The following is a 23664-nucleotide window of genomic DNA, read 5'->3' as shown; positions in this document are numbered from 1 at the left end:
TCAGACGTTCACACCGAAGTCCTGCGCGATGCCGCGCAGGCCGGAGGCGTAGCCCTGGCCGATGGCACGGAACTTCCACTCCGCGCCGTGCCGGTACAGCTCGCCGAAGACCATGGCGGTCTCGGTGGAGGCGTCCTCCGACAGGTCGTACCGGGCGATCTCGGCGCCGCCGGCCTGGTTGACGACGCGGATGAACGCGTTGCGCACCTGGCCGAAGGACTGCTGGCGGTTCTCGGCGTCGTAGATGGAGACCGGGAAGACGATCTTCTCGACGTCCGCGGGGACCGCGGCGAGGTTGACCTTGATCTGCTCGTCGTCGCCCTCGCCCTCACCGGTGAGGTTGTCACCGGTGTGCTCGACGGAGCCGTCCGGGCTCTTGAGGTTGTTGAAGAAGACGAAGTTGGCGTCGCTGCCGACCTTGCCCGCGTTGTTCAGAAGCAGGGCGCTGGCGTCGAGGTCGAAGTCGGTGCCGGTCGTGGTACGGACGTCCCACCCCAGTCCGACGACGATGGCGGTGAGGCCCGGGGCCTCCTTGCTCAGCGATACGTTGCCGCCCTTGCTGAGGCTGACTCCCACGAGTCCTCCCTTGGTGTCCGGGGGCGGGGTGCCCCTTGGTGCGTTGGCTGTCGGATCAACGAGTCGATCCTAGTGACGGGTTCCCGGGGCTCGCATTCCCCGCGAATGAACAATTACAGGGTGTCGAGCGCCGCGACGTACTCGTTCGTGTCACGGGCATCCGGCAGGCCGTTGACCACGGTCCAGCGGACGACACCCTCCTTGTCGATGACGAAGCTGCCGCGCACCGCGCAGCCCTTGGCCTCGTCGAAGACGCCGTAGGCGCGCGAGACCTCGCCGTGCGGCCAGAAGTCGGAGAGCAGCGGGTACTCCAGCCCCTCCTGCTCGCCGAAGACGCGCAGGGTGTGGATGGAGTCGTTGGACACGGCGAGCAGCTGGGTGTCGCGCTCGGTGAGGCGCGGGAGGTTCTCCCGCAGCTCGGACAGTTCTCCGGTGCACACACCGGTGAAGGCGAAGGGGTAGAAGACGAGCAGCACGTTGTGCCGGCCCCGGAAGCCGGACAGCCGCACGGTCCGGCCGTGGTTGTCCTTGAGCTCGAACTCGGGGGCCTCGTCGCCGGGCCTGATCGCCATGGCCGCTGTCGTCCCTTCCGCGGGGTCGGTGCCGCTTCCGGGACCCACCCTACGCAAGGGGTACGACAGGCCGACGGACGGGCTGACCAGGTCAGCCCGTCCGGGTCGGGTCGTCGCGGCGGGACTACCGCCTGGACTTGGCGGCCTTCGGCGTCGCCAGGCGGCTGCCGCTCCAGTCCTTGCCGACGCTGACGCTCTTGGACGCCGTCAGGCCCGCCGTGGTGGCGGCCTCCGAGATGTCGCTCGGCTCGACGTATCCCGAGCGGCCCGTCTTCGGCGTGAGGAGCAGGATCGCGCCGCCCTCTTCGATGTACGTGCCGGCATCCACCAGCGCATCCGTCAGGTCGCCGTCGTCGTCGCGGAACCACAGCACAACGGCGTCAGCCACGTCGTCGTAGTCCTCATCGACCAGATCGGTCTCGATGACGCCTTCAATGGCCTCGCGGAGCTCCTGGTCGACGTCGTCGTCGTAGCCGATCTCCTGGACCACCTGCCCGGGCTGGAACCCCAGCCTGGCGGCAGGGTTCGTCCGCTCCTCCGCGTGGTCCGCGGTCGCGCTCACGGGTTGCCTCCTGATCATGGATTGGGAATAACTCAGCCACGCGCGTGCGCGAAGCATTGGCCGTAGTCCACACGGGCGGGACGGATCGCGCAAGTACCCGGCCGCCGAGACCGCCGAAACGGTGACGATCCGGGCCTGTTCACCGCAACCCGATACGCGTCGTTGCGGCAGGTCGTGAGGTACACCACACCCTTGTGCCCCGTTTGGGCATTTGGGAACCGTCCGTGGGTAGGCGACCCGGAGGAGACCCCCTCCCGGGTCCCGCCGTGGCCGCACATCCGGGTTACCTATCGGTAGAGATGACGTTTACGCCCCTCGGGTGGACCATGGGAGCGGCGCAGACCCGGCTGCAACCCACCCGGCCGTCCCTCACGGCCCTCGACAGGTAAGGATCAGCGTGGCTTCCGCATCCGATCGCAACCCGATCATCATTGGCGGCCTTCCGAGTCAGGTCCCGGACTTCGACCCGGAGGAGACCCAGGAGTGGCTCGACTCCCTCGACGCCGCCGTTGACGCGCGCGGCCGGGAGAGGGCCCGCTACCTGATGCTGCGGCTGATCGAGCGCGCCCGTGAGAAGCGCGTGGCCGTGCCGGAGATGCGCAGCACGGACTACGTGAACACGATCCCCACCCGGGCGGAGCCGTTCTTCCCCGGCAACGAGGAGATCGAGCGCAAGATCCTCAACGCCACGCGGTGGAACGCCGCCGTGATGGTCTCCCGCGCGCAGCGGCCCGGCATCGGGGTGGGCGGCCACATCGCCACCTTCGCGTCCTCGGCGTCGCTGTACGACGTGGGCTTCAACCACTTCTTCCGCGGCAAGGACGAGGGCGACGGCGGCGACCAGGTCTTCTTCCAGGGACACGCCTCCCCCGGCATCTACGCGCGCGCCTACCTGCTGGACCGGCTGACCGAGCAGCACCTCGACGGGTTCCGCCAGGAGAAGTCGAAGGCCCCGTACGCGCTGTCGTCGTACCCGCACCCCCGGTCGATGCCGGACTTCTGGGAGTTCCCCACGGTGTCGATGGGGCTCGGCGCGATCGGCGCGATCTACCAGGCGCGGATGAACCGCTACATGCACGCGCGCGGCATCGCGGACACCTCGAAGTCGCACGTGTGGGCCTTCCTCGGCGACGGCGAGATGGACGAACCGGAGTCGCTGGGGCAGCTGTCCATCGCGGCCCGCGAGGGCCTGGACAACCTGACCTTCGTGGTCAACTGCAACCTCCAGCGCCTCGACGGGCCGGTGCGCGGCAACGGCAAGATCATCCAGGAGCTGGAGTCGGTCTTCCGGGGCGCCGGGTGGAACGTCATCAAGCTGGTCTGGGACCGCTCGTGGGACCCGCTGCTCGCGCAGGACCGGGACGGCGTGCTGGTCAACCGCATGAACACCACGCCGGACGGCCAGTTCCAGACCTACGCCACCGAGTCCGGCGCCTACATCCGCGACCACTTCTTCGGTGACGACCACCGGCTGCGCGCCATGGTCGAGAACATGACCGACGACCAGATCCTGCACCTCGGGCGCGGCGGCCACGACCACCGCAAGATCTTCGCGGCCTACCAGGCGGCCAAGGAGCACAAGGGCCAGCCCACGGTGATCCTGGCCAAGACCGTCAAGGGCTGGACGCTGGGCCCGAACTTCGAGGGCCGCAACGCCACGCACCAGATGAAGAAGCTGACGGTCGACGACCTCAAGCGCTTCCGGGACCGGCTGCACCTGCCGATCGCCGACAAGGACCTGGAGTCCGGCGTGCCGCCCTACTACCACCCGGGCCGGGACTCCGAGGAGATCCAGTACATGCACGACCGCCGCAGGAACTGCGGCGGCTACGTGCCGACCCGGGTGGTGCGCGCCAAGCCGCTGGCGCTGCCCGACGACAAGACCTACGCGACGGTGAAGAAGGGCTCGGGCCAGCAGTCCATCGCGACGACCATGGCCTTCGTGCGGCTGCTGAAGGACCTCATGCGGGACAAGGAGATCGGCAAGCGGTTCGTGCTGATCGCGCCGGACGAGTACCGCACGTTCGGCATGGACTCCTTCTTCCCGAGCGCCAAGATCTACAACCCGCTGGGCCAGCAGTACGAGGCCGTGGACCGGGAGCTGCTGCTCGCCTACAAGGAGGCGCCGAACGGGCAGATGCTGCACGACGGCATCTCCGAGGCCGGCTGCACGGCGTCGTTGATCGCGGCCGGCTCCGCGTACGCCACGCACGGCGAGCCGCTCATCCCGGTGTACGTCTTCTACTCGATGTTCGGCTTCCAGCGCACCGGCGACCAGTTCTGGCAGATGGCCGACCAGCTGTCCCGCGGCTTCGTCCTGGGCGCGACCGCCGGCCGGACGACGCTGACCGGTGAGGGGCTCCAGCACGCGGACGGCCACTCGCAGCTGCTGGCCTCGACCAACCCGGCGTGCGTGGCCTACGACCCGGCCTTCGGGTACGAGATCGCGCACATCGTGAAGGACGGCCTGCGCCGGATGTACGGCGGCGACGAGCAGCACCCGCACGGCGAGGACGTCTTCTACTACCTGACCGTCTACAACGAGCCGATCCAGCACCCGGCGGAGCCGGAGAACGTGGACGTCGAGGGCATCGTCAAGGGGCTGTACCTGTTCGGCGAGGGCCGCGGCGGCTCGCTGCCCGCGCAGATCCTCGCCTCGGGTGTCGCCGTGCCGTGGGCGGTCGAGGCCCAGAAGATCCTCGCCGAGGAGTGGAACGTCAAGGCGGACGTCTGGTCGGCCACGTCCTGGAACGAGCTGCGCCGCGAGGCGGTGGACTGCGAGCGGCACAACCTGCTGCACCCCGAGGAGGAGCAGCGCACCCCGTACGTGACGCGCCGGCTGGCCTCGGCGCAGGGGCCCGTGGTGGCGGTGTCCGACTGGATGCGGTCGGTGCCGGACCAGATCGCCCGGTGGGTGCCGGGGACGTACCAGTCGCTGGGCGCCGACGGCTTCGGCTTCGCCGACACCCGCGGCGCGGCCCGGCGCTACTTCCACATCGACGCCCAGTCGATCGTGGTGGCGGTGCTGACGGAGCTGGTCCGCGAGGGGCACCTGGACCGGTCCGTGCTGAAGCAGGCCATCGACCGGTACCAGCTGCTCGACGTCACGGCGGCCGACCCGGGCGTGGCGGGCGGCGACGCGTAGGGCGACGCGGCGCGCGGGACTACGCGTAGGACGACGCAAGGCGCGGCCGCGCGGCACGGGTTGACGCGAACAGGGGCCCCGGCGGGAGACCGCCCGGGGCCCCTGTTCCGTGCGGACGCAGGGGGCAGGTCCGCGGGCTGGGGGAGCTTCCAGGTCCGCGAGCTGGGGGCGCTTCCGGTTCCGGTCACGGTCCGGGTCTCGGTCTCGATCTCGGCGGCCTCCGGGCGCTTCCGGGTCCGCGTCGTGGCCTGGCCTGTGCGGCCGCTGCGGCCGTCGAGCGCTCGGCGCCGGTCACGGTCCGGGCCTCGGTCTCGGCGGCCTCCGGGCGTTTCCGGGTCCTGGCCACGGCGTCGCGTCGGTTCCCCTCCGGGGTTCGGGCAGGGGCCCCTGCCCCGCCCCGTGCTCCGTCCCGTCCTCGTCGTCCGTGGCCGTGACCGGGGCCGTGGCCGGGGCCGTGCGCAGGGAAGCGGGCCCCGGCGACGTGCCCGGGGCCCGCTCCCGAATGCTGTCGGCGACAGGTCAGACCATGCCGTACCCCATTGTCGTCGCCCCGGCCAGCGCGAGGACGGCCAGCAGCGTGTCGATGGCCCCCAGGACCACGGCCACCAGGGCCGGTACCGGGCGGGACCCCGCCCAGCTGCGGCCCATGGCCAGCCATCCGCAGACGATCGCCACCGGGCCGAGGACGATCCCCAGCACGAAGAACCCGGCGACCGCGCAGACGAGTCCGATGATGCCCAGCGTCGCGCGATCCGGCCCGGACTGTGACCTCATCCGGCCACGAGTGCGGGGGTGCCTGCGCGTTCCGTGTCCGAAGCTCGCCATCATCAACTCCCTGAAGGATTCGCTGAGATGGCGGGTACCCCGGCTTCGGCGGTGAATTCACGCCGGACGCGCGGGCGGTGGCCCGCCGCCCGCGCGCTGCCCCCCTCCAGCAGCGCGCGGCAGCGGCCCGTCCTCCCATTCCTGCGGAGAACTTGACCCAATGTGACCTGCGGTGCTCCCGCGTGGGAGGGATCACCGCCTTGGTTCACCCTGACGAGCGAACCCGGCCCCGGGATCCGTCAGATGTGGCCGACGCCCGCACCGGCCTGGGCGTTCTCGCCGCGCTTGGTGAGGAACGCGACCGCGATCGCCACCGCGGCGACCGCCGCGGCCGTGAGGGAGGCCAGGTGCATGCCGGACATGAAGGTGTCGTGCGCGACCTCGGTGATCGTCCCGGCGACCTCGGGCGGCAGACCGGGGGTGACCGGTGCGATGCCGAACTGGACGGCCTCCGCGGTCGCTTCGGCCTGTTCGGGACTGAGCGGCGGGAGCCCGGCCTCCTGCCAGTTGCCCGGCAGGTCGCTGTCCACCTTGGACGCCATCACCGCGCCCAGCACCGCCGTCCCGAGGCTGCCGCCGATCTGCATCGCGGACTGCTGGAGGCCGCCGGCCACGCCGGACAGCTCCATCGGGGCGTTGCCCACGATGACTTCGGTGGCGCCGACCATGACCGGCGCCAGGCCGAGGCCCAGCACGGCGAACCACAGCGACATCAGGCCGCTGCCGGTGTCCGTCTCCAGGGTCGACATGCCGTACATGGCGAGCGCGGTGAGCGCCATGCCGCCGGCCAGCGGGATGCGCGGGCCGGCCTTGGTGATCAGCACGCCGGCGAGCGGCGAGCCGACGATCATCATGCCGGTGAGCGGCAGCAGGTGCAGGCCGGCGTCGATCGGGCTCATGCCGTGCACGTTCTGCAGGTAGAACGTGACGAAGAACAGGCCGCCCATGAAGGCGATGGCCATCAGGACCATCAGCACCACACCCGCGGAGAGCGGGACCGACCGGAAGAGCGTCAGCGGGATCAGCGGCTCGCGGACCTGGGTCTCCCAGCCGGCGAAGCCGATGAACAGGGCGATCGAGGCACCGATGAACACCCACGTCCACAGGCCGCCCCAGCCCCACTCGGGGGCCTTGATCAGCGCCCAGACGAGGCAGAACATCGCCGCGGACAGCAGCACGATGCCCGGGATGTCGAAGGAGCGCGGGGCGTTCTCCGCACGGTGGTCGAGCAGGATCCACGCGCCGAGGGCGACCGCGAGCACCCCGACCGGCACGTTGATGAAGAACACCGACTCCCAGTTGACGTGCTCCACGAGGACGCCGCCGAGGATCGGCCCGCCCGCGGTGGAGGCGCCGATGACCATGCCCCAGATGCCGATGGCCATGTTGAGCCGCTCGGCCGGGAAGGTGGCCCGCAGCAGGCCGAGCGCGGCCGGCATCAGCAGCGCGCCGAACAGGCCCTGGAACACCCGGAAGACGATCACCATGGTGATGCCCTGGGACAGGCCGATGGCGGCCGAGGAGACGGCGAAGCCGGCCACGCCGATGAGGAACGTCTGCCGGTGGCCGAAGCGGTCGCCCAGCTTGCCCGCGGTGATCAGGGAGACCGCGAGGGCGAGGAAGTAGGCGTTGGTGATCCACTGCAGGTCGGACCAGGTGGCACCGAGATCCTTGGCGATGGCCGGGTTGGCGATCGCCACGATGGTGCCGTCCAGGGCCACCATCATGACGCCCACGGCCACGGTCACCAGGGTGAGCCAGGGATGACCCCTCAGTCCCGTACCGCGCTCCGCGCCCTGGGGTGCGCCCGGGCCGCCGCCGTCCCCCGCACCCTTGTCGATGGTGGTCTGACCAGTCATAGGACAAAAACTAATGTCAGCCGCTGACAGTTGCCAAACCATTTCGCGGGACGGCCGGCCGGCCGTCCCGCGCATATAGCCTGAGCGGGGGGAGCCGTTCGAGGAGGAGTCATGGAGCCGGTCGGTGGCGTCGTCACCGGGGTGCCGCGGCCGGGCCTGCGGGAGCTGAAGAAACGGCGCACCCGCGACGCGCTGGTCCGGGCCTCCCTGGAGCTGTTCGCCTCCCGGGGGTACGAGGGCACCACCGTCGACGACATCGCCGACGCCGTCGGCGTCTCCCAGCGCACCTTCTTCCGCTACTTCGCCGGCAAGGAGGACGTCGCGTTCCACGTCCAGCGGCTCGCGGAGGCGCGGGTCGTCGAGGCGTTCCGCGCCCGCCCGCCGGGCGAGCCGCCGCTGGACGCGCTGCGCTGGGCCGTGCTGGGCAGCTGGGACGGCATCACCGAGGCCGTGGAGCAGATCGTCCCCGTCGAGCTGCACATCCGGGTCCACCGGGTCATCGAGTCCACGCCCGCGCTGCTCGCCGCCCACCTGCGGCGGTCCGCGGAGCTGGAGGAGGAACTGGCCCGCATCGTCGCCGAGCGCGAGGGGCTCGACGTGGACGACGACCCCCGGCCGCGCCTGCTGGTCGCCGCCGTCGCGGGCGGGATCCGGGTCGCCGAACGGCTGTGGTCCGCCGGGGACGAGCCGACCGCCGCCGCCCTGCGCAACCTCACCGCCCGGTACCTGGAACGGCTGGGTCCGGCCCTCGCGGGGACCTGGCGCACGGAGTGATCGGCACCCGATCCCCGTACCGTCCGCACCCCATCCCCATACCGGCACGCCGAAACGTGATACCGGTCACTTGGCCGACGCGAGACCGTCTCGTTCTCCTAGTGTGTCCTTCCAGTGACTTCCTTCGACACCTCCCCTCAGCTGAACGTCTGGCGGGCGCTCCTCGCGCTCGCCGTCGTCTTCGTCATGCTGGCGACCACCGGCTGGACGGCGATACGCAGCCAGCGGGAGGCCGCCCCGCTGGCGGCCTCGCTCGACGCGTGGACCCACGGCCGGGTCGCCGGGCAGCGGCTGCCCGACCCGCGGTCGGAGCCGGACCGGCTGGCCCGCTTCTTCGCCGGCCTCGGTGACGCCCAGCGCGCGCTGCTCGCCCGCCGCTACCCGCTCGCGGTCGGAAACATGAACGGGGCCCCCGTCGAACTGCGGTACCGCGCCAACCGGATCGCCCTGGAGCAGGCACGCCACGTCGAACGGAAACGCGTGCACGACCAAGACCTCACCCCCGCCGGACGGCGCCAGGCGGCCCGGCGGCTGGACCGCATCGACGCGCTGCTGCGTCCGGGGCGGCGCATCCTCGCCTTCGACCCCGCCGGCTCGGGCCGGGTCGCCGAGGTCTTCGGCAGCCTGCGCCGCGCCGACCGGATCTCGGTCGTCGTCCCCGGCGTCGACACCGACCTGCTCACCTTCCAGCGCACCCGCCGCGCCCACACGGCCCCCGTCGGCATGGCGCGGGCCCTGTACGCGGCCGAGCGCGAGGCGGCCCCCGGCACCCGCACCGCCGTGATCGCCTGGGCCGACTACACCGCACCCCGCGGCCTCGGCATGGACGCCGCCACGGCGATGCGCGCGGAGAGCGGCGCGGTGCGGCTGAACGCGCTGCTGCGGGGCCTTCCCGGCACGGCCCCCGTCTCGCTGTTCTGCCACAGCTACGGCTCGGTGGTGTGCGGGCTGGCCGCGGACGCGCTCCCCCGCCGGGTGGCCGACATCGCGGTGGCCGGCAGCCCCGGCATGCGGGCCGACCGGGCCGACGACCTGCACACCTCGGCACGGGTGTGGGCGATGCGGGACGCCGACGACTGGGTGCAGGACGTGCCGTACCTGGAGGTCGGCGGGCTGGGCCACGGCGCCGACCCGGTGTCCGCGGGGTTCGGCGCGCGCGTGCTGTCCGCGCACGAGGCGAAGGGGCACAGCGGGTACTTCGTGCCGGGCACGGACAGTCTGCGCAATTTCGCCGAGATCGGTGTTGGCGCATACCGCGCGGTGGACTGTGCCCACGAAGACGACGCGTGCCGGAGGGGTTTGTCCGGTACGGACACTTCCGGACGCGCGTAGAAGCGGAGAAACTGCCCTGGACGAGGGGAGGGGACGAAGATGCTCGTGCCGCATACGATGAGCCGCATGGGTGACGTACTGGCCGGATTTCATGCCGCCTGGGAGTTCGAGTCCGACTCCGTGCTCATCCGCTACGAAAGGGGCCTTCGCACACCGAAGTTGTTTCAGGCACTCGGCTCGCGGCGCGTTCCGTTCGAGGCGATCGCCGGGGTCACGCTGACGGCCGGCCGGCGCGGCACGGTGGTGCTGCGCATCGAGCCGCGGCCCGGCGCGGACCCGCTGATGGAGGCGGCCGCCGGGCAGTTGAAGGAACACAGCGACCCCTACCGGCTGGTCCTGCCCGCGGAGCGGGAGACGCTCGCCGAGTACTACGCGGACGAACTGTGCGACCACATCACCGAGTCCGGTCCGGCCGACCGCCATCTGGTCGCACCGCCGGCGGCCCCGCTCCGGTTCAAGGCGTACGACGGCCGGGCGACGTTCGACGGCACCGCCGTGTCCTTCCGCTGGTTCTGGACGGGCGCGTCCTCCGCCAAGTGGAAGGCCGGTGACCAGCGCTTCCCGGTGGGCGAGCTGACGGGCGTGGAGTGGCGCTCGCCGGAGGTCTTCGACGGCTACCTGCGGCTGCTGCTGAGGGACGGCCGGGAGGCGCCGGCACAGGCCGACCAGGATCCCGCGGCGGTCGTGTTCGGCCTCGGGTACGGGCCGGTGCACGAGTCGCTGCCGTTCGCGGCGGCGGTCCTGGCAGCGGCGCGCACCAGCGAGCCGGTGCCCGCGGTGGCCGCGGTCCCGCGCCGCCGCGACCCGGCGGACATCGCCGAGCGGATCCGTCACCTCGGGGAACTGCACCAGGCGGGACTGGTGACGGACGAGGAGTTCTCGTCCAAGAAGGCGGAGTTGCTGGCGGAGCTGTAGCGGGACGGCCGGGAGTCAACGCCTGGCCGGGCATTGCCTCCCGGCCAGGCGTTGCTTCCCGGCCGCCCGTCCGCTCCCGCCTCGGGGGGACGGCCGCCCGTGTGCTCCCGCTCGGGTGTGGACGGCCGCCCGTCGGGGTGTTGCCCTGCGCCCTCAGCCGTCGCCCTGCGTCGTCGCCGGGGCGCCCCCGGCGTCCGCGTAGAAGTCGATCTTCCGGTCGAGCAGGGCCAGCGTGCCCCGCAGCTCGGCGATCCGGGTGCGCACGTTCTCGCGGGTCGCCGTCAGGAGTTCCAGGCGCTCGGGGTGGGTGTGGTCGCCGGCGCGTACCAGTTCCGCGTAGCGCACCATGTCGGCGACCGGCATCCCGGTCAGCCGCAGCTTGCCGACCAGGCCGAGCCAGTCGAGGTCGCGGTTGCTGTAGCGGCGCCGGCCGGTGTGCGAGCGGTCGACGTGCGGCATCAGCCCGATCCGCTCGTACCAGCGCAGGGTGTGCGCGCTGAGCCCGGTGAGGGCGGCGACCTCGCTGATCGTGTAGTGGTCCGCGCCGTCCGGCCGCCGGTCGTCCCGGGGCGGACCGGCGCAGAGGCCGGGCGTGGTGCTCGCGTCGGGCGTGGTGCTCGCGTCGGTCGTCGTGCTCGCCTCGGTCGTGGCGCCCGCGTCGGTCGTCGTCCCCGTGCCGGTCGTCGTAGCCGTGTCGGTCTTGATGGCCGTGTCGGTCCTGGTGCCCGTGTCGGTCCTGGTGCCCGTGGTTTCCGTCACCGTCATGCCACCACGCTAGAACGTCGGGGTGCGCTCCGGGCAAGCACGCCGGGCGGGAGCCCGGCGGAAACACGTGGGGCGGCGCGCCGTCCGGCCGTTACGGTGCCCGGTATGACTGTCGTACGCCGTGCCGTACCCGAGGACGCGCCGGAAGTGCTGCGTCTGCGCCAGGTGATGATCGACTCGATGGCCCGTTCCGACCCGTCGACGCTCTGGCACGCCGACGCGCTGCCGGTGCTGCGGGCCCGGCTGGCGGAGCCGGACGGCCCGTTCGCCGCGTTCGTGGTGGACCACCCGGAGCGGCCGGGCGCGCTGGCGTCTCTGGTCGCCGGTTCGCTGGAGTACCGCATCGGCGGCGCGCGCAACCCCCTGGGCACGGACGGTTACGTGTTCAGTGTGGCCACCGACCCGGCCGCGCGCCGCCGCGGCTACGCGCGGGCCTGCGTGGAGGCGCTGCTGGAGTGGTTCCGCGAGCGGGGCGCCGGACGGGTCCGGCTGACGGCGTCCCCGGAGGCCGAGCCGCTGTACACGGCGCTCGGCTTCGCCCGCAGGCCCGACCCCTTGCTGGAACTGATGCTCTGAGCGCTTAGGCTCGATGGCATGTCGCTGAAGAGCCTCACGCTGATCGAGAACTGGCCGGTGCCCACCGCCGCCGCGGGCGTCGTCCGCGCGGACGGCACCGTACTGGGCACGCACGGGCCCGCCGGCCACCGCTTCCCGCTGGCCTCGGTGACGAAGCCGCTCGCGGCGTACGCGGTGCTCGTGGCGTACGAGGAGGGCGCGATCGAGCTGGACGAGCCGGCCGGGCCGGACGGCTCCACGGTCCGCCACCTGCTCGCGCACACCTCCGGCCTGGCCTTCGACGAGCACCGGGTGACCTCCGCGCCCGGGGAGCGGCGGCTGTACTCCAACGCCGGCTTCGAGCAGCTCGGGGACCACGTCGAGAAGGCGACCGACATCCCGTTCGCCGAGTACCTGCGGCAGGCGGTGCTGGAGCCGCTGGGCATGACGGGCACCTCGCTGGAGGGCTCGCCCGCGAAGGACGGCGTGTCCACCGTGGACGACCTGCTGCGGTTCGCCGCCGAGGTCCAGGCGCCGCGCCTGCTGGACCCGCGCACCGTCGCCGCGGCGATGACCGTGCAGTACCCGGGCACCAAGGGCGTCCTGCCGGGCTACGGCCATCAGAACCCCAACGACTGGGGCCTCGGCTTCGAGATCCGCGACGGCAAGTCCCCGCACTGGACGGGGTCGGCGTCCTCCCCCCGGACCTTCGGCCACTTCGGGCAGTCCGGCACCTTCCTGTGGATCGACCCGGACGCGGGCCTCGCCTGTGCCGCCCTGGCCGACCTCGCCTTCGGCCCGTGGGCCGTCGAGGCGTGGCCGCCGTTCACCGACGCCGTCCTGGCGGAGGCGCGGGGCTGAGGCGGCGCCGCGGCCCGGAGGCCACGGGGAAAATCCGGTCGCGGGCGCCCCTCGGCGGGCGCCACCTTCCGGCTCCACGCGACGCGAAGGGGGCCGCTATGGCGACCGGGGACACGCGAACGGGCCGGCTGGACCTGCTGCTCGACCAGTTCGACCAGGCCAGGGAGATGGCGCGGGTACGGCTGAAGGGCCTCGGCGACGACGAGTACCTGTGGGAGCCGGTGCCCGGCTGGTGGTCGGTGCGGCGCCGGAGCGAGGCGGTCACCCCCAGGGCGTTCGGGCCGGGCGAGTGGGTGCTCGACCAGGGCGCCCCGGACATCCCGGCGAGCGAGTACGCCGAGATCGCCCGGCAGCGGGCCGCCGGGATGACGGTCGCGGAGATCGCCGAGGACTGGAGTGTGAGCACCGGGCGGGTCGAGGAGGTGCTCGCCCGTCCGGGGGAGCCGGAGCCCGACGTGAACCCGGTGACGACCATCGCGTGGCGGCTCGGCCACCTGCACTTCTGCTGCGCGGGCGTCTGGGAGTGGACGTTCGGCGAGCGCCGCCGCGACCCGAAGCAGATCGTCCGCTTCGGCCCCGCCGCCGGTCCGGCGCTGGAGGCGTTCTGGGCCCTGCTGGACCGGTGGCGCGCGAGCGTGGCGGAGGTGACGGAGGAACAGCTCGACACCGTCGGCTTCTCCCAGTACCCCTACGGGTCCGACCCCCACGACCCGTTCGTCTCCGTCCTGGCGGGCGCCAACCTGGAGTTGATCCACCACATGGCGGAGGTCGCGCTGCTGCGCGACCTGTGGGCGGCCCGGCCGTCGCGCTGACCGCGGCGTGAAGCAGCGGTGAAAACCCTGTGGAAAGGGTGTCGGTGGTGCGCTCTATGCTGCACCGCAAGATCACGCGGACGCGTCACGCGGACACGTCGCGGACGCACGCGGACCAAGGGGAGGGCGCGGCATGTTCGGCAGGCTGTTCGGCAGGGGCGGGGAGAGACCGGCGGATCCGTACGCCCTTCCGGTCCCCCGGAAGAAGAACGGGACGTACACGCTCCAGGCCCTCGGGGACTCGCGGGTGCTGACGCTGCTGGAGGCGGCCCGGGCCGGTGACTGGGAGGCCGTGAAGGCAGCGCTCGCCCCGTTCGACCTCGGCCGCGACCACCAGGTCCTGAGCGAACTGGCCGACGTGGACGGCGTGGAGGCGTGGATCGGCCGGGCCGTCGAGGAGGACAAGGAGCACCGTCCCGAGGCACTGCTCATATCCGGGGCGCGCCACGTCGTCTGGGGCTGGGAGGCACGGACCAGTGCGCGGGCCGTGGACGTGTCCCGGGAACAGTGGCAGGTCTTCCACGAGCGGCTCCACCTCGCCGAGCAGCAGTTGTTCGAGGCCGCCGAGCTGCGGCCGGAGTGGGTCACACCGTGGCGCCGGCTGCTGACCTCGGGGCGCGGCATGTCGCTCGGCGACACGGTCAACGAGACGCGGTTCGAGGCCGGTCTGCGCCGCGAGCCGCTGGGCCTGGAGCTGCACACCGAGTGGCTGTCGCACCTGCAGCCCCGCTGGGGCGGCGAGCAGGGCGCGGCCCTGGCGTTCGCCCGCGAGGCGTCCGCCCGCGCGCCCGAGGGCCACCGCCTCGGCTGCCTGGTCGCCATGGCCCACATCGAGGAGTGGGTCGAGTCGGACGACCAGCAGTGCCTGGACCGGCCGGAGATCCAGTCCGAGCTGGCGGAAGCCGCCCGGCGCAGCATCCTGCACCCCGACTACGAGCGGCGCCCGGGGTGGCACGGCGACTTCAACCTCTTCGCCATGGCGCTGGCCCTGTCCTCCGAGAGCATCGTGTGCCGGCGGGTCTTCCACGAACTGGACGGCGCGTACACCGAGTGGCCGTGGACGTACATGGCGCGGCCCGAGAGGATGTACGCCCTCTACCGGCGCCACGCCTGATCCCACGGCAGACGCCACCGGGACGGGGCCGCATCCGCGGCAGGCGTCCGGTGCTTCGCGCCGTCGGCGCGTGGCTGCGCCAACCGTCCGGCCCGGACCGCCGGTGCCGACCGTCCCGCCCGGACCGCCGGTTCCGCCCAGGTCGCCCGTCCCGCCCGTTCATGCCCGGCTGATCGAGGCCGGATGATCGGGAACCGGTCGAGGACGGCAGGTCCGACGGCAACGGACGGAGACGGGCGACCGCCCGCAGCCCCCGCCGTCCCTCCGGCCGCCCGCGGCCCATCCCGTATCCGTCGTCGGCAGCCCCACCCTGTCTCCACGCCCTTCCCGCCCTGTCTCCCCTCTCCTCTCTCCTCGCCCTTGCTCGCCCTCCTCACCCTTGTTCGCCCTTGCTCCCCTGTTCGCCCTCTCCCACCCCCGGACTGCCCGATGACTCTGCCCGACACCGCCCCCGGCCCGGCCGGCGCCGACCGCACCTTCCAGGTGGACCTGCGCGGCCTCGTCGACCTCCTCTCCCACCACCTCTACTCCAGCCCCCGCGTCTACCTGCGGGAACTGATGCAGAACGCGGTGGACGCGCTCACCGCCCGGCACGCTCTCGCCCCGGACGCCCCCGCCGACGCGTTCGGCATCCGCCTGTACGCCGACGGGGAGGTGGTGCGCGTCGAGGACGACGGCGTCGGGCTCACCGAGGCCGACGTGCACGCCTTCCTCGCCACGATCGGCCGCAGCAGCAAGCGGGCCACCGGAGCCTCCCCGGACGAGCCCGTCCGGGGCATGGGGCGGATCATCGACCAACGGGCCGACTTCATCGGCCAGTTCGGCATCGGCCTGCTCTCCTGCTTCCTGGTCGCCGACGAGATCCACGTGCTCAGCCGCTCCGCCCGCACGCCCGACGCGCCCGCCGTCGAGTGGCGGGGACGCGGCGACGGCAGCTACAGCGTGCGCGCCCTCCCGGCCTCCGCCCGCCCCCGGCCCGGCACCACCGTCACGCTGACGCCGCGCGCCGACGCGGCCGAGTGGACGCGTCCGGCTCACGTGCTCACCCTGGCCCGGCACTTCGGCTCCCTGCTGCGCCACCCGGTGACCTTCCACGCCGGCCCGGGCGGCGGCACCGGCACCCCGGTCAACCCCGAGGCGGCACCCTGGGCCCGGTCGTACCCGACGCCGGGGGCGCGGGCCCGCGCGCTGGCCGCGTACGGCGAGGAGGTGTTCGGGTTCACGCCGCTGGACACCATCGAACTGGACCTGCCGGCCGTCGGGCTGAAGGGTGTCGCGTGCGTCCTGCCCGAGGCGGTGCCCGCCGGCCGGCGCCACGGCCACCGGGTGCACCTGAAGGGCATGCTGCTGTCCGAGCAGGCCGAGGAGATCCTGCCGGAGTGGGCGTTCTTCGTCCGCTGCGTCGTGGACGCCGAGAGCCTGCGCCCGACCGCGTCCCGGGAGGCGCTGTACGAGGACGACACCCTCGCCGCGGTCCGCGACGCCCTCGCCGACCGGCTGCGCGCCTGGATCGCCCGGGCCGCCGCGAGCGACCCGGAGCTGCTCGGCCGCTTCCTCCAGGCGCACCACCTGGCCGTGAAGTCGCTCGCCGTGCACGACGACGAGATCCTGCGGATGCTGCTGCCCTGGCTGCCGTTCGAGACCACCGACGGGCACTGCACCCTCGACGAGTTCGCGCGCACCCACGCCACCGTGCTGGTGACGTCCAGCGTGGAGGAGTTCCGGCAGGTCGCCTCCATCGCCTCGGCCGCCGGGCTCGGCGTCGTCAACGGCGGCTACACCTACGACCGGGAACTGGTCCACCGGCTGCCCGAGATCCGGCCGGAGACGAACGTCGCCGACCTGGACCCGGCGACCCTCACCGCCCACCTCGACCCCGTCGACCGGGAGACCGAACTGGCCGCCGCCGCCTACCTCGCGCAGGCCCGGGACGCCCTCGCCGTCTTCGACTGCGACGTCGCGCTGCGCACCTTCCAGCCCGCCTCCGCCCCGGCGCTCCTGGTGGACAGCCGCGAGGCCCGGCACGAACGCACCCGGTCCCGCCTGGCCCGGGAGCAGGAGGGCGGCCTGTGGGGCGACATCCTGGGCGCCCTGCAGCAGGAGGCGCCCCGCGCCCAGCTGATCCTCAACCAGCTGAACCCGCTGGTGCGCACCGCCGTCGCCATCGACGAGCCGGAGCTGGCCCGTACCAGCGCCGAGGCGCTGTACGGGCAGGCGGCGCTGCTGTCCCGGCGTCCGCTCCGGCCCGCCGAGTCCAGTCTGATCAACCGTTCCTTCCTCGACCTTCTCGCCCACGCCCTGCGCAAGGACAGCTGACGATGCCGACCACCGCACCCCAGACCACCGACGAGCTGTACGAGGCCCTCCGGGAGAACGACGCGCGCCCCTACGGCCGCACCCGGACCGTCATCGCCGAGGAACTCGTCGACGCCGCCGAGCAGTTCCAGGAGACCCGGCCGCTGATCGACGCCCTGCTGGAGCTCCACGAGGCGTACACCTACGGCGCCGAGCCCCGGAAGTCGCCCGTCGTCTTCGCCCGGGTGCTCTCCCTCTTCGACGAGCAGCCCGACGTCTTCGACGAGCGGCTGCGGCACCAGCTGTTCTGGCGGTTCAAGTGGGTCGCGAACGCCCTGCGCGCGCTGCCCGAGATACCGCTGACCAGCCTGCGCCAGTGGCTGACCGAGATGCGCGACCGCTACGAGAGGGCCGGGCTGGACCTCCAGCCGTACTACGGGCAGGCGTACCAGCTCGCCGCGCACACCGGGGAGGACACCGCCCTCGCCTACGAGCTGTGGGCGGGCCGGTCCCGCTCCCGGCTCAGCGACTGCGAGGCGTGCGAGACCTGCGAACGCGCCCTGTACCACCTGGCGGCGGGCGACGACGAGCGGGCGCTGCGCGCCTGGGAGCCCGTCCTGGCCGGCGAGGAGTCCTGCCGGGAGGAGCCGGCCCGGTCCGTCTCCTACGCGCTGCTGCCGCTGCTGCGGCTGGGCCGCGCCGACGAGGCGCGCTCCCTGCACCTCGCCGGGTACCGGGCCTGCCGCCGCGACCCCTCGATGGCCGGAGAGGTGGGCCGGCACCTGGAGTTCTGCGCGCTGACCGGCAACGAGGCACGCGGCCTGGAACTGCTCGCGGAGAACCGGACCCTGTTCGACGAGGTGGACTCGCCGCGGGACGTGCTCGACTTCCTCACCGGGGTGGAGGTCCTGCTCCAGCGCGTCGAGGACCTCGGCCACGGTGACCTGCCGGCCGCCGGGCCCGCGGGGCGCGCCTGGACGGTGAGCGCGCTGCGCGCCGACGCACGCGACCGCGCCGACGGCCTGGCCGCCCGCTTCGACGCCCGCAACGGGACCCCGGCCCACACCGACCGCCGCCGGGCCCGCCTGGAGCGCGCCCCGCTGCTCGACGCGCTGGAGCTGACCCTGCGCCCGCGCGGCCTGGACGACGTGGCCCCGGCGCCGGCGCCGACCGCGGCTGCCCCGGCGACCGCTTCGGCGGCCCGTGCGGGCGCCGGTGACGCGGAGGAGTCGGTGGCCGACCTCGTCGTGCGGGCACGGACGCTGGAGGAGGAGGGGCATCCGGACGCGGAGGCGTGCTGGGAGCGGCTGCGCACCCTCGTCGCGGCCCGCGACTACGCGCACCCCGACGACCCGGCGGTGGGCCCGCGCGTGCGGCTGCACGCGGACCTGCTGTCCGACGAGGCGGGCCGGGCGAGCCTGCGGGACGCCTACGCGGAGGCCGTCGCCCTGCACGAGGAGGCCGCGGGCCTGTACGAGGACGCGGACCTGCCGGGCCACGCGGCCCTCGCCCGCGCGAACGCCCTGCTGGCCGCCGCGCAGCTGCCGCCGTCGCCGGACACCTCCGATGCCGGTGCCGGTCCCGGTGCTGATGCCGGTACCGGTCCCGGTGCTGATGCCGGTCCCGGTGCTGATGCCGGTACCGGTCCCGGTGCTGATGCCCGTGCCGGTGCCGCGGCCGACACGTCCGACACCGCCGGTGCTCCGGCCCCCGCGCCCGCGCCCGCCCCCACCCCCTCCACCGGCGCCGACGAGGCGAGGGCGGCGCAGGTCGCGGCGCTCACCGCCGCGCACGCCGCCCTGGTCGAGCTGCACGAGGAGACGGCCGGGCTGGCCCCGTACCAGGAAGGGCGTCTGCTGCGGCTGCGGGCGACCGCGCTGGGCCTGCGCCTGCAGACCTCGCGCGACGAGGAGCACGCGGCGGCGGCCCGCGCCGAGATCGACCTGCTGCACGCCTTCGCCACGCGGCACGACCTCGCGGGACAGATCGCCGGTGCGCTGATCCTGCGGGCGACCACCCACGCCCTGACGGGCGAGCTCCCGGTCGCGCTCGCGGAGACCGACGGGCTCCTGGCCCGGCTGAAGGAGCACGGCCCGGCCTGGCACCTGCCCCGGGCGCTCGCCCTGCGCGGCCGACTGCACCTCGGGCTCGGGGACCCGCAGGCCGCGTACTCCGAACTGTCCGAGGGGCTGCGGCTGGCCGCCGAGTGGCCGGCCGGGGCGATGGACACCTCCCGGCTGCACGCCGACCTGGCCGAGACCTGCATGCACCTGGGCCGCCCGGAGGAGGCGCTGCGGCACCTGAGCCGGGCGGCGGAGCAGGACCTGCGCCGGGGCGACCGGTTCGACGCGTTCTGCACGTACAGCAACGCGGCGCAGCTCAGCCTGGACCTCGGCCGCGTCGAGGACGCCATCGCGCTGCTCGACTCCCTGCTCGTCGAGCCGGACGTCGTCGCCGGGGAGCTGGACGACCGGCTCGTCGCCCAGCTGCGCCTGACCCGGGCCCGCGCGCTGCGGGCGGGGGACGACCTGAAGGCCGCCACGGCGGAGTTCGTCGCCCTCGCGGCCGAGTCGGCGGGCTGGGACGACGATCCGGGCAGCCACGCCATGATCGCCGCGGAGACCGCCGTACTGCTCGGTGAGGCGGGCGAGTTCGGGCAGGCCCGCAAGGTCGTGGACCAGGCGCTGGCCGCGCACGCCCGCGAGCCCCGCTACGAGCCCCTCAGCAACTGCCTGCGCGAACTCGCCCGGCTGAAGGCACAGCAGGAGGGCCCGGACGGCCTGGCCGAGGCCCGTGCCTTCCTCGCCGACGCCGCCCGGGTCGCCGACGAGGCCCGCGCCGTCGGCTACCAGGCGCACGGTCGGTCCCTGGACACCGCCCTGGCCTACGAGCACGGGCGGGTCAACGCCTACGCCGGTGCCTACGAGGAGGCCCTGGCCTCGCTGGAGCGGACGCTCGGGCTGCTGGGGGACCCGGGCGGGGATCCCGAGCAGGCCGGGGAATGGGCGGAGACGGTGCGCCTCGCGGGTGCCGTGGAGGGCATCTACCTGGAGCGCACCGCCCCCGCCCTGGCCCGGCTCGACGCGGCGGTGCCGCTGCTGACGGGCCTCGGCCACACGGAGGAGGCGGCGGCGCTGACCGAGCTGGCGGCGAAGCTGCGCGACGAGGCGTGAGACGGTGCCCGGCGGGGGGACGGTGGGCGGCAGCCCCGTCCCCCCGCCGGGCCCTCCTCGGGACCGGCAAGGCCGGGACTGCCCAGATGGGGCCACGCGGAACGGACCGGTGCGAAGGGGACGTGACATGCGGGGAAGCGGTTCCACGTCCGCCCTGTGACAGTGATCTCGTTTACCCGGCACGCCTGTACCGTTTGGTGACCTTGTGTCAGCTGCAATGGGCGTCTTGCGTCAGTTCCCTTGCGTGACAGCGGCGTTAACGCTGCCGTCCACCTCTTGTGCAATCCGCGTAGACCGATCAATCTTTCGCCTGGCGACAGGCACACGTGATCACGGACGAAGCGTCCGCGTTTGGCATGTACCTGACTAAAGTCCGTCCACGCATCCGGGCGGGCGTCCGCCCCGTGCGTCCCCCGCGGGCGCACCTCCCCCACACTCCCCACCCTCCGAGGAGGAACCCCCCGATGGCAGCGAAGCGAAACGCCAAGCGCAGATCGATCGCCGGCATGGGATCCGTCGCCGCGGTCGCCCTGGCCGGCGGCCTGCTCACCGCCCTGCCCGCGCACGCCGCCGAACCCGCGACCGGACCGATCGCCCACGCGGACGCCCCGAACGCGGTCGAGGACAGCTACATCGTCACCCTCAAGCCGGGCACCGAGGCGGCCTCCGCCAAGGGCAAGGGCATCGCCAAGAAGCACGGCGCCGAGGTCGACCACACCTTCCGCGAGGCCCTGAACGGCTACACCGTCGAGGCGTCCGAGACCGAGGCCGCCCGCCTCGCCGCCGACCCGTCGGTCGCCCTGGTCGAGCAGAACCGCACCTTCACCATCCAGGCGACGCAGACCAACCCGCCGTCCTGGGGCCTGGACCGCATCGACCAGACGGCGCTGCCGCTGAGCGGCTCCTACACCTACGACGACACGGCCGGCCAGGGCGTCACCGCGTACATCATCGACACCGGTGTGCGCATCTCCCACAGCGACTTCGGCGGACGCGCCCGCAACGGCTACGACGCCGTGGACGGCGACAACGTCGCCCAGGACGGCAACGGCCACGGCACCCACGTCGCCGGCACGGTGGCGGGCAGCGCCCACGGCGTCGCCAAGAAGGCCAATATCGTGGGCGTCCGCGTCCTCGACAACAACGGCTCCGGCACCACCGCCGGCGTGATCGCGGGCGTCGACTGGGTCGCCGACAACGCGGTCCTGCCGGCCGTCGCCAACATGTCGCTCGGCGGCGGCGCCAGCACCAGCCTCGACAACGCCGTCCGCAACGCCATCGCCGCCGGTGTCACCTTCGCCGTCGCCGCGGGCAACGAGTCGACCACGGCGACCGGTTCCCCGGCCCGGGTCTCCGAGGCGATCACCGTCGGCGCCACCACCAGCACCGACGCCCGCGCGAGCTACTCCAACTACGGCTCCAACCTGGACATCTTCGCGCCGGGCTCCTCCATCACCTCCGCCTGGCACACCGGCGACAGCGCCACCAACTCCATCTCCGGTACCTCGATGGCCACCCCGCACGTCGCGGGCGCGGCGGCGCTGTACCTGGCGGACAACCCCTCGGCCACCCCGGCCCAGGTGTCCTCCGCGCTCATCTCCGGCTCCGTCTCCGGCGCCGTCGGCAACCCGGGCACCGGCTCCCCGAACCGCCTGCTCCACGTCGGCGGCAGCGGCGGCACCACTCCGCCCCCCGGCAAGACCTTCACCAACTCCACGGACCACCGGATCAACGACCGGTCCACCGTCGAGTCCCCGATCACCGTCACCGGCGTCTCCGGCAACGCCCCTTCGGCCCTCAAGGTGCCGGTGAACATCGTCCACACCTACATCGGTGACCTGACGGTCCAGCTGGTCGCCCCCGACGGCTCGGTCTACACCCTCAAGTCGTCCGGCACCGGCGGCTCCACGGACAACATCAACACCACGTACACCGTGAACGCCTCCTCGGAGACCGCCAACGGCACGTGGAAGCTCCGCGTCACCGACAGCTACTCCGGCGACACCGGCTACATCAACAGCTGGGGCCTGACCTTCTGACGCCCCGCACCGCCCACTCCGCCCCGGCAGGGATCACCCTGCCGGGGCGGAGCCCTGTCCGGCCGGCGGTCCGTCAGAGGGCCGCACGGCCGCATTCCACGCGGCGAGCACAGATCACCTGCCAGGACGCACGAGGAGGGTGGTGGCCGCCGGGTGGCAGGGGGGCCAGCACCACCCCGGAACGGGCCGCCAGCCGTATGGGCCGCGGCGCCGGCCCTCCGTAGCGTTCCTGTCATGGAGACGACGAAGAGTGCGCGGTGGGGCCGGTCCGGACGGTGGCGTGCGGGGCTGGCCGTGGCCGGGCTCGCCGCGATCGGGACCGCATCGCTCCTCGGGCCGGGCACCACGGCCGAGGCCATGGGCGCCGACCGGGACGCGCGGTCGCGGCTGCAGCGGGACGCGGACGCGGTACGGGACACGGGAGCCACCGGGCTGACGGTGCGCGCCCGTGACGCGGCCGGGCGCGAGACGCTGGCCCGGTCCGGCACCGCCAGCCTGAAGGACGGGGGCCGGGTCCCCTTCGACGCCTACTACCGCATCGGCAGCGACACCAAGACCTTCACGGCCGTGGCCGCGCTCCAGCTCGTCGGCGAGGGCACGCTGAGCCTGGACGACACCGTCGAGCAGTGGCTGCCCGGGGTGGTCTCCGGCAACGGCAACGACGGCAGCCGCATCACCCTGCGCAACCTGCTCCAGCACACCAGCGGCCTGGCCAACTACACGGACATCGCCTTCGAGGACCCGGCGGAGCTGACACCCGAGCGCTTCCACGCACAGCGGTTCCGCTCGCAGACCCCCGAGGAGCAGGTCGCCCTGGCGATGGAGCGCGCCCCCGGCTGGCTGCCGGACGCGGACGATCCGGGCGCCGAGACGCGGTGGGCGTACTCCAACACCAACTACGTGCTGCTCGGGATGGTCATCGAGAAGGCCACGGGCAACCCCTGGGCGCAGGAGGTGCACGACCGGATCATCGAGCCGCTGGGGCTGCGCCGCACGCTGATACCGGACACCTCGCCGTACGTGCCGATGCCGACGGCCACGGGGTACACGCAGTTCCCCGGCCAGGACGACCTCACCGACACCACGCTGGCCGTGGGCGGCGGCGCGGACGGCGGCATCATCAGCACCACCCGCGACATGAACACCTTCCTGCGCGCCCTGATGGACGGCCGGCTGCTGCCGCCGGAGCAGCTGAAGCAGATGCGCACCACCGTCCCGGCGCCCGACTACGCCACCGACGGCAGGACCCGCTACGGGCTCGGCCTCGCCTGGCGCCCGGCCGAGGGCTGCGAGGGCGGTATCTGGCACCACGGCGGCACGTCCTTCGGCACCGCCTCCGAGACCGCCGTCACGTCCGACGGCCGGGTGTCGGCCGCAGCCGCCGTCTTCACCACGCGCTTCGGTGACGAGAAGCGGTTCCTCGAGCAGGCGGACGCCGCGGTCCGCCTGCTGGACCGGGCGGTGTGCGGCGACCGGAAGCGCGGGTGACC

Annotated in this window: 18 protein-coding genes; 12 read left to right on the top strand and 6 right to left on the bottom strand. The window is 73.1% G+C overall.

The features are described from left to right. The 3 genes from ACSU53_RS21970 to ACSU53_RS21960 all read right to left on the bottom strand — a co-directional run bounded on the left by ACSU53_RS21970 (position 1) and on the right by ACSU53_RS21960 (position 1710). Positions 1–576, bottom strand: a complete 576-nt coding sequence (locus ACSU53_RS21970; RefSeq protein ID WP_437030229.1) for a TerD family protein — start codon at positions 574–576, stop codon at positions 1–3. Positions 577–689: 113 nt separating this feature from the next. Further along, positions 690–1148: a peroxiredoxin gene (locus tag ACSU53_RS21965; RefSeq protein WP_437030227.1), complete on the bottom strand. Its 459-nt coding sequence runs from the start codon at positions 1146–1148 to the stop codon at positions 690–692. Positions 1149–1272: 124 nt separating this feature from the next. Further along, positions 1273–1710 carry a DUF3052 domain-containing protein gene (locus ACSU53_RS21960; RefSeq protein ID WP_362089276.1) on the bottom strand — a complete coding sequence of 146 codons (438 nt, stop codon included), beginning with the start codon at positions 1708–1710 and terminating at the stop codon, positions 1273–1275. Positions 1711–2107: 397 nt separating this feature from the next. Here ACSU53_RS21960 and aceE point away from each other — a divergent pair, with 397 nt between their 5' ends. After that, positions 2108–4855 carry a pyruvate dehydrogenase (acetyl-transferring), homodimeric type gene (gene aceE / locus ACSU53_RS21955; RefSeq protein WP_437030226.1) on the top strand — a complete coding sequence of 916 codons (2748 nt, stop codon included), beginning with the start codon at positions 2108–2110 and terminating at the stop codon, positions 4853–4855. 519 nt (positions 4856–5374) lie between these two features. Here the strand turns inward: aceE and ACSU53_RS21950 are convergent. Next, entirely contained in the window at positions 5375–5683 is a 309-nt protein-coding gene (locus ACSU53_RS21950; RefSeq protein ID WP_437030224.1) for a small hydrophobic protein, read from the bottom strand. A gap of 236 nt (positions 5684–5919) precedes the next feature. Further along, the gene (locus tag ACSU53_RS21945; protein WP_437030222.1) at positions 5920–7539 is read right to left on the bottom strand and encodes an MFS transporter; all 1620 of its coding nucleotides are present in this window, start codon (positions 7537–7539) and stop codon (positions 5920–5922) included. Positions 7540–7650: 111 nt separating this feature from the next. Between ACSU53_RS21945 and ACSU53_RS21940 the strand changes: the two genes are divergently transcribed. From ACSU53_RS21940 to ACSU53_RS21930, 3 genes are all read left to right on the top strand, one after another. Beyond that, positions 7651–8313, top strand: coding sequence for a TetR family transcriptional regulator (locus ACSU53_RS21940; protein WP_437030220.1), 663 nt, complete (start codon positions 7651–7653; stop codon positions 8311–8313). Positions 8314–8427: 114 nt separating this feature from the next. Continuing rightward, complete coding sequence (locus tag ACSU53_RS21935; RefSeq protein WP_437030218.1) at positions 8428–9645, top strand: alpha/beta hydrolase; 1218 nt, start codon at positions 8428–8430, stop codon at positions 9643–9645. Positions 9646–9711: 66 nt separating this feature from the next. After that, entirely contained in the window at positions 9712–10560 is an 849-nt protein-coding gene (locus ACSU53_RS21930; protein ID WP_437030217.1) for a DUF4429 domain-containing protein, read from the top strand. Between the two features lie 153 nt (positions 10561–10713). Here ACSU53_RS21930 and ACSU53_RS21925 read toward each other — a convergent pair whose 3' ends face one another. Next, positions 10714–11265: a MerR family transcriptional regulator gene (locus ACSU53_RS21925; RefSeq protein ID WP_437033330.1), complete on the bottom strand. Its 552-nt coding sequence runs from the start codon at positions 11263–11265 to the stop codon at positions 10714–10716. Between the two features lie 165 nt (positions 11266–11430). Between ACSU53_RS21925 and ACSU53_RS21920 the strand changes: the two genes are divergently transcribed. The 8 genes from ACSU53_RS21920 (at position 11431) to ACSU53_RS21885 (ending at position 23662) form a co-directional block, all read left to right on the top strand. After that, the gene (locus ACSU53_RS21920; RefSeq protein ID WP_437030215.1) at positions 11431–11901 is read left to right on the top strand and encodes a GNAT family N-acetyltransferase; all 471 of its coding nucleotides are present in this window, start codon (positions 11431–11433) and stop codon (positions 11899–11901) included. 18 nt (positions 11902–11919) lie between these two features. Next, a complete protein-coding gene (locus tag ACSU53_RS21915) occupies positions 11920–12741 on the top strand; it encodes a serine hydrolase domain-containing protein (RefSeq protein ID WP_437030214.1) in 822 nt (273 codons plus the stop codon). Between the two features lie 98 nt (positions 12742–12839). After that, on the top strand, positions 12840–13553 hold the full coding sequence (locus ACSU53_RS21910) for a DinB family protein (protein ID WP_437030212.1): 714 nt from the start codon (positions 12840–12842) through the stop codon (positions 13551–13553). 133 nt (positions 13554–13686) lie between these two features. Beyond that, the gene (locus ACSU53_RS21905) at positions 13687–14667 is read left to right on the top strand and encodes a hypothetical protein (RefSeq protein ID WP_437030210.1); all 981 of its coding nucleotides are present in this window, start codon (positions 13687–13689) and stop codon (positions 14665–14667) included. Between the two features lie 429 nt (positions 14668–15096). Beyond that, entirely contained in the window at positions 15097–16983 is a 1887-nt protein-coding gene (locus ACSU53_RS21900; protein ID WP_437030208.1) for an HSP90 family protein, read from the top strand. Positions 16984–16985: 2 nt separating this feature from the next. After that, positions 16986–20135 carry a hypothetical protein gene (locus ACSU53_RS21895; RefSeq protein WP_437030207.1) on the top strand — a complete coding sequence of 1050 codons (3150 nt, stop codon included), beginning with the start codon at positions 16986–16988 and terminating at the stop codon, positions 20133–20135. Between the two features lie 464 nt (positions 20136–20599). Further along, positions 20600–22174, top strand: coding sequence for a S8 family peptidase (locus ACSU53_RS21890; RefSeq protein WP_437030205.1), 1575 nt, complete (start codon positions 20600–20602; stop codon positions 22172–22174). A 234-nt stretch (positions 22175–22408) separates the two neighbouring features. After that, positions 22409–23662: a serine hydrolase domain-containing protein gene (locus ACSU53_RS21885; protein WP_437030203.1), complete on the top strand. Its 1254-nt coding sequence runs from the start codon at positions 22409–22411 to the stop codon at positions 23660–23662. The last annotated feature ends 2 nt before the right edge of the window (positions 23663–23664 follow it).

It is taken from the genome of Streptomyces sp. enrichment culture, assembly GCF_964273255.1.
Taxonomy (GTDB): Bacteria; Actinomycetota; Actinomycetes; order Streptomycetales; family Streptomycetaceae; genus Streptomyces.
The sequence above is the reverse complement of the archived record's forward strand: the minus strand, read 5'-3'. Positions and strand labels throughout refer to the sequence as shown.